The organism is Pseudomonas sp. IT-P2 (genome assembly GCF_949767575.1).
Classification (GTDB): Bacteria; Pseudomonadota; Gammaproteobacteria; order Pseudomonadales; family Pseudomonadaceae; genus Aquipseudomonas; species Aquipseudomonas pharyngis.
In genome coordinates, this window is the sequence record NZ_CATKQA010000048.1 from 114,310 (window position 1) to 127,511 (window position 13,202).

Here is a 13,202-nt window from a genome sequence, read left to right on the forward strand (position 1 = left end):
TAGTAAGCCTTGTTATAACGCCGTCATCAGAGGCTGGATTTGGCAATGACCTGCAGGCTCATCTGCTCCAGCAGTTTGTTCATGTGAATGAACTGCGCGAAGCGTTTGTCCTGGGTCTGGCCATGGAAGAAGCGGTAGTAGATCTGCTGCACGATGCCGGCCAGGCGGAACAGGCCGTAGGTGTAGTAGAAGTCGAAATTGTCGATCTGGATGCCCGAGCGTTCGGCGTAATAGTCGACGAATTCGCGGCGCGTCAGCATGCCCGGCGCGTGGCTCGGCTGGCGGCGCATCAGTTGCACCGGTGCCGGGTCGTCGGCCTGGATCCAGTAGGCGAGGGTGTTGCCCAGGTCCATCAGCGGATCGCCGAGGGTGGTGAGTTCCCAGTCGAGCACGCCGATGATCTGCATCGGGTTGTTCGGGTCGAGGATGACGTTGTCGAAGCGGTAGTCGTTGTGGACGATGCTGGAGGTCGGGTGGTCGGCCGGCATCTTGTCGTTGAGCCAGGCTTTGACCTGTTCCCAGTGCGGTGCGTCCGGGGTCAGGGCTTTTTCGTAACGCTCGCTCCAGCCTTTGATCTGGCGGGCGACATAGCCTTCGGGTTTGCCCAGGTCGCCCAGGCCGCAGGCGTTGTAATCGACCCGGTGCAGCTCGACGAAACGGTCGATGAAGCTCTTGCACAGGGCTTCGGTTTTCGCCGAATCCAGCCCCAGCTCCGGCGGCAGGTCCGAGCGCAGAATGATCCCCTTGACCCGTTCCATCACATAGAACTCGGCGCCGATCACCGAATCGTCGGTGCAGTGCACGTAGGCTTTCGGGCAATACGGGAAACCGTCGCGCAACTGGTTGAGGATGCGGAATTCGCGGCCCATGTCGTGGGCGGACTTGGCCTTGTGGCCGAACGGCGGACGGCGCAGGACGAATTCCTGGTCCGGGTATTCCAGCAGGTAGGTCAGGTTCGACGCGCCGCCGGGAAACTGGCTGATCTGCGGTGTGCCGGTCAGGCCCGGAATATGCGCCTTGAGGTACGGATCGATCAGGCTGGCATCGAGTTCTTCGCCAGAGCGGATACGGGTGGACTGGTCAGTAAGCGCCATGCTTATCCCTTCTGCTTATTTTGGAGGCCAGACATCATTGGCTAATCTAATGGCGCGCTCGGGCGGTCACAAGCGCGGTTCGGTCTTATAGGTTAGCGTGTTGGACGATAATCACCTTTGGGAATGTGCGCGGCAGGCCGCTGGCGACTAAGGTTTAGCGCAGATGCCTTGTTCACAAAGGAGCTTTGAAATGGGCTGCCCGCAAGTCTGTGCCAGCGCCACCCTGCAATGCAGTTTCGGCGCCGCACCGGCGGTGCTCAACGTGCTGCCGGTCAACCGCACGCTCACCGGCGGGATGCCGGCGGCGAACATCATGGATCATATTCCGCTGGTCAACGTCACCACCTTCGGCATGTGCATGAGCATGGCCAACCCGATGGTCGCCGCTGCCACGGCTGCGGCATTGGGCGTGTTGACGCCGATGCCATGCATTCCCGCTACCGCCACGCCGTGGATTCCCGGCGGCCCTCCGACGTTGCTGCTGGGCGGGATGCCGGCGATCGATGCCAACAGCACATTGATATGCAACTGGGCGGGGGTGATCAAGATCGTGATGCCGGGGCAGATGCAGATGTTGATTCCCTGATTCAGGCTTGCTGTGGATCCGTCCACTTGCGCAACCACCAGCGCACCCGGGAAATCGGCTTGCCATCGGCATCCAGCGGCCGCCCGTCCTCGGCAAATCCTTGTTCCGGTTCCATCAACTGTCCATTCAGATAGCGCGCATCCACCGCCGGGTTGCCATTGGGATGAAACCGTTGATAGCGCCCCTCACGCACGCCATCGCGATAGAACTCGGCCTCCGCTACTTTCCCGTCGGGAAAGTAGTTGAATGCCTCGCCATGCAACAGCCCGTGGCGGTAGGTGGCCTTGCGCTGTAACCAGCCCTCGGGTGCGTAGAAACTGGCGATGCCTTGCAGCTTGTCGCGCACGAACGGCATCTGCGCCGAGACCTTGCCGTTGGGGTGGTAGAGCAGGGACGTGCCCTGCAATTCGCCCTGGCTGTAATTCAGATCTGCCTGCGGGCGACCGTCATCCTTGATATTCAACGGGCCGTCGAGCTGGCCGTCCTGCAGACGCCCCTTGAGGTGTTTGTCGTCCTGCTGCAGGTCCAGCAGTGTGATTGCCATGGCTTCTCCTTGTCAGTTGACCTGTACCAGTCCGCCCTTGATGGTCAGCATGCCGCCGCCGTCCACGGTCTGTGAAGCCGCGCCCTTGTTGGTCAGGCTGATACCGGCGTCGTTGGTCAGCGTCGTCCCGGCCTTGTTGTCCAGCGAGGTACCGGCCTGATTGGTCATGGCGGTGCCGGCCTTCTGGGTGATCGAGGTGCTGGCCGAAGTCGCCAGATCCGCGCCGCTCTTGATCGTGAAGCTGCCGCCACTTTGCAGGGTGAGGGTGCCGCTGACCTTGATCGTCAGGTTGCCGTCCACCGTCAGGCTGTAATCGCCGGTGACTTTGTCGGTGTAATTGCCGCCGGTGCTGTGGTTCTGGTCGGCGCCGACCTTCACGGTGCGGCTGTCCTTCACATCGAGGCTGTCGCTGCCGGTCTGGATGGTCACGCTGCGTTTGCCTTTCTCCAGCGTTACGGTTTCATCGCCGTCCTTGACCGTGCGGGTGCGGGCGTTCTGTACCGTGAGGGTTTCGTCATGGCCGACGGTGGCGGTGGTGTCGTTGAGCACGTTGATCTTCAGATCTTTCTGCGCTTGCAGGAACACTTCTTCGGCGTCTTTCTTGTCCTCGAAACGCAGCTCGTTGAACCCGCCGCCACCCTTTGAAGATTGAGTCTTGATCCCGGACTGGGTCTGGTTCGCCGGCAAGGCATAGGGCAGGGCGTTGTCGCCGTTGTACACGCAACCGGTGACCAGCGGCCGGTCCGGGTCGCCGTCGATGAAGGTCACGATGACTTCCTGACCGATGCGCGGCACAAACTGCATGCCGAAACCCTTGCCGCTCCAGGGCAGCACCACGCGCACCCAGCAGGAACTGGTTTCATCGTTCTTGCCGTCGCGATCCCAGGGGAACTGCAACTTGATCCGACCGTATTCGTCGGTCCAGATTTCTTCGCCGGACTTGCCGACCACGACGGCGGTTTGTGGATGCATGCGCGGTTTTGGTGTGAGGCGTTGCGGACGAAATGGCGTGGCCTTGGGGATCGCTTCGAAGCGATTGCGATAGCTTTCGTGGCTGGCGTCGTGGGTCACCCGAGTGATGACCCAATCGATGTTCAGGGTCGCATCTTCGTGGCCGTCGAGGGTGAACCAGTGACCCGGAATCAGCCAGCGGCAGTCGCTTTCGCCGACGAAACGTTTCTCTTCACTGCGCAAACCGTCGACCCGCTGCTTGGTCAACGCATCGCCCCGAGCCTTGGCGTTGTAACCGCCGGGATGTTCATAGATCGAACGCGGCCCGGCCACGGCTTCGGCCTGCCCGTATAGCGAAGTGGTCGGCGTGGTGAATTCGTAATCCGTTGCCTTGTACACGCCGGCCACCGCTTGCAGACACACCTGGCCTGAGCGGATGCCGTGCAACTCACGCTCACCCATTTGTTGACCCAGATACTTGACCTTCGGGCCGTTGGGGATCTGCACGAATGCATCGTTGCTATCACCCAGCACCAGCGTGTGCTTACCCTCGTCGTGGGTGAAAAACCAGAAGATGCCTTCCTCCTCCAGCAGCCGCGAGACGAAGGCGAAATCGGTCTCGCCGTATTGCACGCAGTATTCGCGTGGGGTGTAGCTGCCGGTCAGCGACAGCTTGAAGTCGGTAAAGCCGTGGGCCTTGAAAATCGTCGTGACGATGTCTGAAGTGGCGAGGTTCTGGAATACGCGGTTGTTGCTGGCCAGGGTCAGCCACCAGAGCCACGGTCTTAAAACCAACTGATAGCGCTCGGCGGTGGCATCGGCAGGCAGTTGGCGAATTTCAGCGACCAAGGCATCGAACGGGCGCAATTGGGCGTCGTTGTGCAGGGTGGTGGTGACGTGGGTGGCGATGGCGGTGGTCAGGGTGAGAGTGGTGCCGTCGTTGAGGCCGTTGAGGGTTTGCGAGCCCAGAACGTTCAGCGCTTCGTCGCTGGACAGCGAATCAGGGTAAAGCGCCGACAGCGAGGTGGCGGTGAGGGAGAGCGTAGTGTTGCTGTCGGTGGAACGGGGCATTGAACGACCTTTACGAGAGTTATTCGAGTGTAGCCTTGAGCGTGAACAGCACCGGGAAATGGTCGCTGCGAATGGCCTGGCCCAGGCAGCGCGGCGCGATGCTGACGGTGTTTCCATCCATGTCGCTTTCGATTTGAACGCTACCGTCGCAGCTTGCCTCCCAAGCGTGTGGGGCATGAACATAGGCGTAGTCGAGCATCAGCAGGATGGGCAGTATTTCGCAACGCTCGATGGCTTCCATGTTCATGTAGTGGTCGAGATAGGAATGCGGCGTATGGTGCATGTCCTGCCCGAATTCCTGGCGCAGGCGCAGTTCGTTGGTCGCCCGCTGCAAGGTGACATTACGTACGCTCAAATGGGTATAGCCGGCACCTTTGGGCAGTAATCTGCTCATGCCGAGCATTGTCTCGGGCCCTTCGACGGCATTCACGTTCAGATCGCCGCCAAAAAACAGCAACTGTTTGATACCCAGGTTATCGGCGTTGCTTTCGATGAAACCGATGGTGTCGAGAATGTTGCCGGGTGCCATGTAGGACGCGTTGGCGTGATAGAACGCAAAACCATAACTTGAAGCTTTGTGACGAATGATCAGCGGTGCGCGTTGCTCGGTGTCCGACAGAATGTAACGCTCGGTGACATCGTCGAACTCTTTGGCGATGGCATCGCGAATCAGCACCATGGAACCGAGAGTGGTGTGTTTCTTCTTGCCTCCTTCCTGCGCGAGCACTGAGGCGAGGGAGTAGCTGCCCATCAAGTCGCTGACCAGACTTTCATTGATCGATCCGGTTTTGCCCACTTCAAACAGAGCAATAATGTCTGGCTTCTTTTGCTGAATGAAATAGTCCAGAAACTGCTTTTTATCCGAATACGCGCTGGAAAGCTTGGCCCGCTGATTATCGAAGTGCTGCGTATTCCAGATCATGATCGAGTACATGCAACGCTCCTTCTGCAAGCTCTTTACGACTAATCGAGTGAGTTCAGAACCGTTCGATACACATCGCTGCCGCGCATCAAAACCACCGAAGTAATCAGGCTTCCGGTATAGGCAAGCACTTCGTTACTGCCGCCCCGAAACAACGGGATGACATAGGAAGGCAGCGTATGGCGTTCGGCGACGTATTCTTCGATGTCTTGCAGGGTGGGGCCGTAAATCTTTCCCTGAATCTCGAACCGGTAGTAACCGCCGTGACCGAAATTCTCGGAAATACCGGAGTAAGTCCCGCACGGCACAAAATGACTGTAGTAATTGGGCGTACCGAAAGCCGTTTCCACACCCACCCGAGCAACAATCTCTTGATTGATCTGCTGGGCGTTCAATTGATTTAACGGGACAGGAACATTTCCGAGGATGATTTCCTTGCCGCTGCGCAATGTAGAACAAGGTTTTTGCGCGATCCGGGTGCGTATTTCGTTTTCCAGGTTGGGTTTGATGATCTTTACCTTCTGCAGATAGCTGCCTACGGCAATCGGGGCATTGATCGGCGGCAGGCTGGCTTCAATAACAGCCTGCTCCCATAGTTCAGTGGTGCCTCGATATAGAACAGTCCGGTACATACGCACTCCTTCGCACTCGTTGAACATGAGATAGCAGTCACTGCACTGCTGGAGGGGAAAAACCGTTAATTTTCCGTCGACCGTTACACCTCGACGGCCACGGGCACGGTGACAACGGGCGCCGGCCAGGTGACTGCATCGACTCTGTTGCCGCTAAACAGCAGATTGAAACGAGGATTAGCGGTGTCGACTTTGCACAGTCCAGGCGCCACGAGGGCTGGTATGAACTCTGAAGGGCAGGTGGAATCGGTCGCGGTAGTCGATGGACGGGCATCTTCCGGGGTATGAAGTGAGGCGCCGTTCACGAGAATCCTCTTGTAGTTATCAATCCATTTCTGGCAATTCTCACAGGCGGCTTTTTTGCCACCGAGGAAGATTTTGCTCTTTGAAAAATGACCCTCGACCATGCCCTTCGTAAAAAACTTGAGCAGCGCCAATTCAGCGTGAACGTTCTCTTCATTGTTTTCGATCACGTTGACGGTTTGTGTACCGATGCTGGCTAACGAAGTCACAAGGTGAAGGCTGCCGGTGGTGGTGTTCAGTTTCTTGGGATCAATGCTTTTGCCCGCCAGTTTTTTATACAGCCAGGCATGCGGAGCCTCGATGTCTTTTGGCAGCTTTGTTTCAATATCGACAATTTTTTTGATCTTGGTCGTTTGTTCTGCGGTCAGGGGGGCGGGGTTGAATGATGCATTGACGGCGTGGACGGCACTGTAGCCGTCTCGATCCTGGGCCGAGTAAAAGTACGCCATACCCAGCGAGTGCAAGGTCACACTCGGTGCACTGAAAATCTTGTGCGCTTTATACAAGAGTTGCATCAGGCTGCTGAGATTGGTGACGCCGCAACGATTGAGCATATTGAGGACACCCGTGTGCTCACGTGGGTTTGCTGCAATAAAAAGACGCTCCTCACCCTGAAAGAACGCGCACTGCACTTCCTGGATATCAAAAGCCCTGGATTGCTCATAAGCATGGGTGACCCAGTTTTGCCCGCTGGCGAGCGAGCCCAGAATGATTGAAATCTTGGCCAGATCGTATTGGTTGCTAAGCTCCATGCGCGTGTCGCCTTCTCTCTGACATCAGTAAAAACCTGTGCCTGCAATGCTGTGACTGGCTAATAGCGTTTCCCTACTCCAACACCCACTCCGCCAATTTCCCTGTCACCTGCGTCATCAACACATTCTCGACATCCCGCGCGCCTGCCGCGCTGCATTTGGCGAGCACGGCTTTGACGATTCCCGAATCAAACTCGAACTGCTTGCCGGTAGCCGCCTTGTAACGGCCCCGCAGTTTTTCCAGCTTCGCCAGCACAATCCCTTCCAGCGTCTGCTCATCCAGTGGTCGATAGGCGACCACCGTCATGCGCGCCAGAAACGCCGGGCGGAAGGCTTGCAGGAGGACTTTGTGCAGTGCTTCGTTGAACGCTTCCGAGCCGAGTTGTGCAGTCGGTGTATCGAGCAATAACTCAGCGCCGACATTGCTGGTGGCGAGCATCACGGTGTTCTTGAAATCCACTACCAACCCGGTCCCGTCTTCCATCAAGCCCTTGTCGAACACGTTGTAAAACGCTTCCAGCACATCCGGGTGCGCCTTCTCGATTTCATCCAGCAACACCACCGAATACGGCTTGCGCCGCACGGCTTCGGTGAGCACGCCGCCACTTCCATAACCAACATAACCGGGCGGGGCGCCCTTGAGCTGGCTGACGGTGTGGGCTTCCTGGTACTCGGAAAGATTGATGCTGATCAGATTGCGTTCGCCGCCATACAACGCGTCGGCCAGCGCATACGCGGTTTCGGTTTTGCCAACGCCCGTGGGGCCGACCAGCAGGAACACACCGACCGGTTTCTGCGGATCGGTGAGCCCCGCACGATAGGCCTGCAATCGTTGGGCGATGGTATTGAGCGCAGTGCTCTGGCCCATCACTCGCTGGCCCATGCGTGTGCCGAGGGTGCGCACGGCATGGGCTTCGTCGGCGAGCATTTTGCCGACGGGGATGCCGGTCCAGCCGGCGATCACGGCGGCGACGGTTTTGCCGTCGACCTGCTCGGGCACCAGCGGATCGTCCTGACGGATCGCATCGAGTCCGGCTTCCAGGCGCAGCAGTTCGGCGGCAAGGTGGTCGATGCGACTGTCGATGGCTTCGTCGGGCTTGTCGCTGTCGGCGCTTTCGCTCAATGCCAGCAACTCGCGGCGAGTGTCGAGCAGTTCGCGCACGGCGACGCGCTCTTCGCCCCAACGGGTTTCCAGTTCGCGGATGGCCTGGACGTTGGTCTTCGATTCACTTTCCAGCAGGGTAATGCGCTCGCGGTGATCGAGCCCCGTGGCCTGTTCCCGGCGCAGACGTTCGACTTCTTCTTTGAGGCTTTGCTGACGATGGCGCAGGCTCTCCAGCGGTGGCGGCACGTCGTGCTGGCCGAGGGCGACCCGGGCGCACGCGGTATCGAGGACGCTGATGGCCTTGTCGGGCAACTGCCGACCGGAGATGTAGCGATGGGAGAGTTTCACCGCTTCGTGGATTGCCGCATCCAGCACTTGCACGCCGTGGTGCTGTTCGAGTTTGGCGGCGACGCCACGGAGCATTTCCACGGCGGTGATTTCGTCCGGTTCTTCCACCTGCACCAGTTGAAAACGGCGGGCGAGGGCCGGGTCTTTCTCGAAATATTTTTTGTATTCCATCCAGGTCGTGGCGGCCAGCGTGCGCAATTCACCTCGGGCCAGCGCGGGTTTGAGCAAGTTGGCCGCGTCGCTGCCGCCTTCGGCACCGCCAGCGCCGATCAACGTGTGGGCCTCGTCGATGAACAGGATGATCGGCTTGTCGGCGCTGCGAACCGCGTCGATCACACCTTTGAGCCGCTGTTCGAATTCGCCTTTGACCCCGGCCCCGGCCTGCAACAGACCGAGATCGAGCACCCGCAAACTGACGTCCTGCAACGACGGTGGCACATCCCCGGCGGCGATGCGCAGCGCCAGACCTTCGACCACGGCGGTTTTACCTACGCCCGGTGCCCCGACCAGAATCGGGTTGTTCTGCCGGCGCCTCAGCAGAATGTCGATGCACTGGCGAATTTCACCATCGCGACCGACGATCGGGTCGATGCGCCCGGCATGGGCGTCGGCAGTCAGGTCCTGGGTGTATTGATCGAGCACCGAGTCTTGCCGTGGCGTTGAACTCCCCGAAGATACAGAGCGCGGGCCAACGTGCTCGCGGGAGTTTTCTGTCCACTCCAGCAGATTCGCGCGCAGGGCTTCTTTCGGAATTCGCAGCAATGACGACGCGCTGTTGAGCAGCAAACTGCGGCGCTCGTCACGGTCGATCAACGCCAATAAAAGCAGCCCGGAACGAATGCTGTCGATCCCCAACACACTGGCCTGTACCACGGCGTCTTCCAGCAATCCCAGGGTGTGCGAAGACAGCGCTGGTGTGCGGGTGCTGCCAGCCTTGAACAGGTCCAGCGCCTTGTTGATTTCCGCCGTCAGCGCATCCCGTTCCAAGCCAAAACGCGGCAGCAGAAACGCAAAATCGCCGCCCTCGATATCCAGCAACTCCAGCAACAGATGCTCGATCTCGACAAAGTGATGCCCGCGCTGCAAGCATCGTTGCGCGGCACGTTCGAGGGCGCGGCGGTTGTCCGGGTTGAGGCGTCCGATCAGGCTGGCCAGTTCCATTTCAGGTGATCTCCAGCTGACGCAGGCGGGTTTCGATCCGTTGTACGGCCAGGCTGGTCTGCCGTTGCAGGCCACCGTTCCAGCTCAACAGGGCCGGGGTTTGTCGGCCGAGTTGCAGTGGCCCCGCACCGCGCACCAGCAGCACCAGTTTCACGTCCAGATCCGGGCCGAAATACAGCGCAGCGAGGCTCGCCAGTGCCGGATGCGTCTCGCCGTCCGGTAGAAAACGTCCGGCCTGCGCCGAAGACAATGGCCCGAGCGTCAGGCGAATCCCGGCGTGTTCATCCCACACCCGAGTACCGGCGACAGCGCTGCGGCCGAGTTGCAGATTGCGTCCGCCGGCCTTCATGACGCTGCGGCTGGCGCGTGGAATCTCACGCCACGCCCCTTCATAAGCGCTCAGTTCCACCGCCACGGTAAACTGCTCACGGACAATCGCCGCGAACCCCGCCAATGACCGGCGGCCATCGGCGTACAACGCGGTGCATGCCAGAACGGCGCAGTCGGGAATCGCCTGGCGCTCTTGCAGGGATTTGGGCAATAACCCGGTCAGCGCCCGCAGTTGCGCCTGCACCGGCGAAGCGCCGGGCGTGGTGAAACCGAGGGCGATCCGGTGTTTGCGCATCACCTTGTACAGCAGACTCAGCAACCGATGCTGGAACAGGTCGAGGAACTCGGCGGGCGCATGATCCTTGGCTCGTGCCCGTTGTTGCAGCCATTCCTGATAGGCGTAAGGCAGCGGGCCGTCGGGGCCGCCGAGGCCGAACATCGGCGAGTTCAGGGTCAGCGGTTCACCGGGGTTTTCCTCCAGGCTTTCGATCTGGCTGGCGGCGAACAACGGCGTCAGCGGCCCGCGCAATTTCAGCGCTTCGGCCTGTGGCGATGTACCCGTACCAAGGGAGTCGGCCTGGGGTTGTTCGCGCTCCAGCAACAGCAACGCCTGCAACCATTCGAACGCCTGCGGATCACGGCGCAGGCGCTGGCTCAGGGTCAGAGCGACAGGGGCATGCCGGCTTGGGGTTGCCATGCCTTGACCTCCTTGTCTGCCTGCATGAGCACCGTGCGCACAAAGCGATTGGCCGTTGCGTACACCGAAAAGAACTGCGCGAGCACCGCCGAGAACAACACCGCGCTGCTGCCGACGAAATGCTGTGGATCAAGCTGCAATTGCACTTCAAGCCCGTTGCGCCAGCCGCGCCAGGCATCGGCGCCGACATGTCCGATCACTCGTTCACAACCGAGGCTCAGCAGACCTTCAATCTGGCGCAGGGCGCTGGCCTCATCGCGCAGGTTGTGCAGGGTCAGGATTTCCTTCAGCGCATCCAGCGCCTGCGGCCCTTCGACCAGCGACAGATGATTGAGGGTCAGTTGCGACACCAGCCGCCAGCGCGAATCACCGTCCAGCCGCGGCAGACTTTGCGGACTCGGCGGATTGCGCAGACGTGCCCACGCCACCGGGCCCGGCCGTTCGAAACCCAGCGGCGTACCGGCGGGCAGGCTCTGGGCCAGATGCCGGTTGGTGCACAGCAGTTCGGCGGTCAGGCTGTAATCGGGCAGGTCGGTCTGCGGTTCGAAACGGGTGTCGACGATGCTGACCAGAAGATCGCTGCCGAGCCGGTTCGGCGTCTGCCCGTTGACCCGTCGCGCATGCCAGTAACGTTGCCGGTCACCGCTGCTGTGCTGGCTGCCGTAATACGCCGGCAGCCGTTGCACACCGCTGGCGGAACTGGCGCGGATGCTACGAATGCTGTGGATTTCGACGCTGTTTTCCCGGTGGCTGTCGGCGATCAGTCGGTATTCGCTGCGGGTGCCGTCCGGGCGCAGCGGCTCCGAAGTGCGCGGAAACAGGTTGATCACCGGTGCGCAACCCAGCGCGATATCGCTGGCCTGCAAGTGCAAGCGGCCGGCCGGGGCACGATCAAAAACGATGTACAGATACAGCGTCTGGCTGTCACTCGACACGCCGGACAGTGGCAGATCAAAGAAGTGGAATTTGTCCGGGAACGCGAAGTACTCGGCCAGCAGGCGCATACCTGGATGCACGCCGTCTTCGTCCGGCAGCAGCACCTCGTCGTCGGCGAAACCGACGATCTTCGGCAGTCCTTTCACGCTGGCAGGAGTGCTCCCGGGCGAGCCGGCCAACACTTGCACCGCGTGGGCGCCGAGCAAGTCATAAAGGCTGGCGTTGACCACCGGTGACGCGGCCAGGTGAATGCGCAAGTGGTCGATGCCAAGCTCCGACCACTGGCTGTCGCCGAGACAACGCAGGCTCAGGCGCAGCGCCGAGCGGGACTGCGCAACGCCAGTCAGCGCCTGCGCTTCATCGCTGCCGAGCAACAAGGCTTCGCTGATTTCGACCGGCCACAACCGCACAGCGGCGCTGGTGCGAAAGTGAATGCTTTCGCCCTTGCTGGTGGTGACGAACAGCGGCGTGTCCCGGGGCAGGGGATAGCCGCCGTCGAGGTTGCCCTTGCTCGGATCCGGCTCGAACTGGACGATGGCGCAGGACGGCAGCGGGCGCATGGCCAAGGGATAAAGCTGTTCGAGCAATGCGTCGCTGAACTCGGCGTAGTCGTCATCCAGCCGCCGTTGCAGACGTGCGGCGAGCAGGGCGAAACCTTCCAGCAATCGTTCGACATGCGGGTCCGGGCATTCGCCGGGAGACAATTCCAGACGTCGCGCGACTTTCGGATAACGCTCGGCAAACTGTCCGCCGGCGTGTCGCAGCCAGGTCAGTTCGCGCTGGTAGTAGTCAAGTAGTTGCGGGTCAATCGAGTCGCTCATGGCGCACCTCCAGCCCTTCATTGCCGGGCTCGATGACAAAGGCCACCGGCCAGTGCTGCGAGCCGCTGCGCAACTCGCCGAGCAGGCGAATGCTCAGGCGCTGCGGATGCTCGGGCAGGGGATTGACCTGAACCTCGCCGAGCAGCAGACGCGGTTCGAAATGGGTGACGGCTTCGCGAATGTCCCGCGCCAGCCGACGACGGTCATCGCTGCGCTGTTGTTGCAGGGCGCTCCAGTCGGCGATGCCGTAATCGATGACGCTGGGCGGGGAGGTCAGGGTGCGCGGGCCACGGCGAGTGTTGAACAGGCGCGCCAGTTCGGTGTGCACCGAATCGAGCAGGTCCTGGCGATCGAACACCTGCACGACGTCCGTCTCGCTGGACGCGATGCGTTCGAACAGCGGCGGGAGAATGCCCGTGCCTGCCATGGCCGTTGCGTCCGGTTACTTGCTGGCCTTGTTCGCCGCCAGGTCCCAGACCGTGCCGGCGGTGCCTTCCTTGGTGCCGTCGTCCTTTTGCGCGGTGAGTTCCCATTTGATTTTGGTGAAGTTCAGGGAAAGCGTCTCCACCGGTTTGCCACCGGTGCCGCCACTGACGCTGACGTTTGAGATCACCACGTTGGTCAAGGTGTAGATGATGAACGGCATGATCTGCCCGCTGCCTTCGGCGGCGTTGCGACCGATGGTGATCTTGGCTTCCGGGATCGGCTTGCCGGCGCAGCAATACTCGTTGAGCGAGGGGGTCGAACTGTCAATGAATTTGGTCAGGGTAAATTCACCGATGTGCGGCCGGCCGGAGGTGCGCTCCGAGTTGCTGACGTCGTTGGTCACCTGCATCGCCACGTTGTGGCTGTAGGACATGACTTCGATCTTGTCCTTGTAGCCCTCGAGCAGGCTGTCGCCTTTGATGTCGCCGCCGAGGTCGAGAATGATTGCATCCATCGCTTGAAA

At 60.4% G+C, this 13,202-nt stretch carries 12 protein-coding genes; 1 reads left to right on the top strand and 11 read right to left on the bottom strand.

What is annotated here, in order from left to right:
• Positions 1-26: 26 nt before the first annotated feature.
• On the bottom strand, positions 27-1,094 hold the full coding sequence (locus ACM6JM_RS27940) for a phosphotransferase family protein (protein WP_007958889.1): 1,068 nt from the start codon (positions 1,092-1,094) through the stop codon (positions 27-29).
• A gap of 190 nt (positions 1,095-1,284) precedes the next feature.
• Between ACM6JM_RS27940 and ACM6JM_RS27945 the strand changes: the two genes are divergently transcribed.
• Positions 1,285-1,680: a DUF4280 domain-containing protein gene (locus tag ACM6JM_RS27945; protein ID WP_039767186.1), complete on the top strand. Its 396-nt coding sequence runs from the start codon at positions 1,285-1,287 to the stop codon at positions 1,678-1,680.
• Between the two features lies 1 nt (position 1,681).
• On the opposite strand, the gene ACM6JM_RS27950 is transcribed toward ACM6JM_RS27945, so the two are convergent.
• The 10 genes from ACM6JM_RS27950 to ACM6JM_RS27995 all read right to left on the bottom strand — a co-directional run bounded on the left by ACM6JM_RS27950 (position 1,682) and on the right by ACM6JM_RS27995 (position 13,193).
• Entirely contained in the window at positions 1,682-2,224 is a 543-nt protein-coding gene (locus ACM6JM_RS27950; protein ID WP_039767184.1) for a toxin-antitoxin system YwqK family antitoxin, read from the bottom strand.
• 12 nt (positions 2,225-2,236) lie between these two features.
• On the bottom strand, positions 2,237-4,246 hold the full coding sequence (tssI, locus tag ACM6JM_RS27955) for a type VI secretion system tip protein TssI/VgrG (RefSeq protein WP_414882824.1): 2,010 nt from the start codon (positions 4,244-4,246) through the stop codon (positions 2,237-2,239).
• A 19-nt stretch (positions 4,247-4,265) separates the two neighbouring features.
• The gene (locus ACM6JM_RS27960; RefSeq protein WP_414882825.1) at positions 4,266-5,180 is read right to left on the bottom strand and encodes an endonuclease/exonuclease/phosphatase family protein; all 915 of its coding nucleotides are present in this window, start codon (positions 5,178-5,180) and stop codon (positions 4,266-4,268) included.
• A gap of 29 nt (positions 5,181-5,209) precedes the next feature.
• Positions 5,210-5,800 carry a hypothetical protein gene (locus ACM6JM_RS27965; protein WP_074688791.1) on the bottom strand — a complete coding sequence of 197 codons (591 nt, stop codon included), beginning with the start codon at positions 5,798-5,800 and terminating at the stop codon, positions 5,210-5,212.
• 83 nt (positions 5,801-5,883) lie between these two features.
• On the bottom strand, positions 5,884-6,855 hold the full coding sequence (locus ACM6JM_RS27970) for a hypothetical protein (protein WP_074688789.1): 972 nt from the start codon (positions 6,853-6,855) through the stop codon (positions 5,884-5,886).
• 73 nt (positions 6,856-6,928) lie between these two features.
• Complete coding sequence (gene tssH / locus ACM6JM_RS27975) at positions 6,929-9,469, bottom strand: type VI secretion system ATPase TssH (RefSeq protein WP_134333890.1); 2,541 nt, start codon at positions 9,467-9,469, stop codon at positions 6,929-6,931.
• A gap of 1 nt (position 9,470) precedes the next feature.
• Entirely contained in the window at positions 9,471-10,496 is a 1,026-nt protein-coding gene (gene tssG, locus ACM6JM_RS27980) for a type VI secretion system baseplate subunit TssG (RefSeq protein WP_103385965.1), read from the bottom strand.
• On the bottom strand, positions 10,460-12,253 hold the full coding sequence (gene tssF / locus ACM6JM_RS27985; RefSeq protein ID WP_414882826.1) for a type VI secretion system baseplate subunit TssF: 1,794 nt from the start codon (positions 12,251-12,253) through the stop codon (positions 10,460-10,462). Before tssF ends, tssG begins: the two co-directional genes overlap by 37 nt.
• Complete coding sequence (gene tssE, locus ACM6JM_RS27990; protein ID WP_074688781.1) at positions 12,237-12,680, bottom strand: type VI secretion system baseplate subunit TssE; 444 nt, start codon at positions 12,678-12,680, stop codon at positions 12,237-12,239. The genes tssF and tssE overlap by 17 nt, the downstream gene beginning before the upstream one ends.
• 15 nt (positions 12,681-12,695) lie before the next feature.
• Complete coding sequence (locus tag ACM6JM_RS27995) at positions 12,696-13,193, bottom strand: Hcp family type VI secretion system effector (RefSeq protein WP_025111453.1); 498 nt, start codon at positions 13,191-13,193, stop codon at positions 12,696-12,698.
• Positions 13,194-13,202 lie beyond the last annotated feature (9 nt).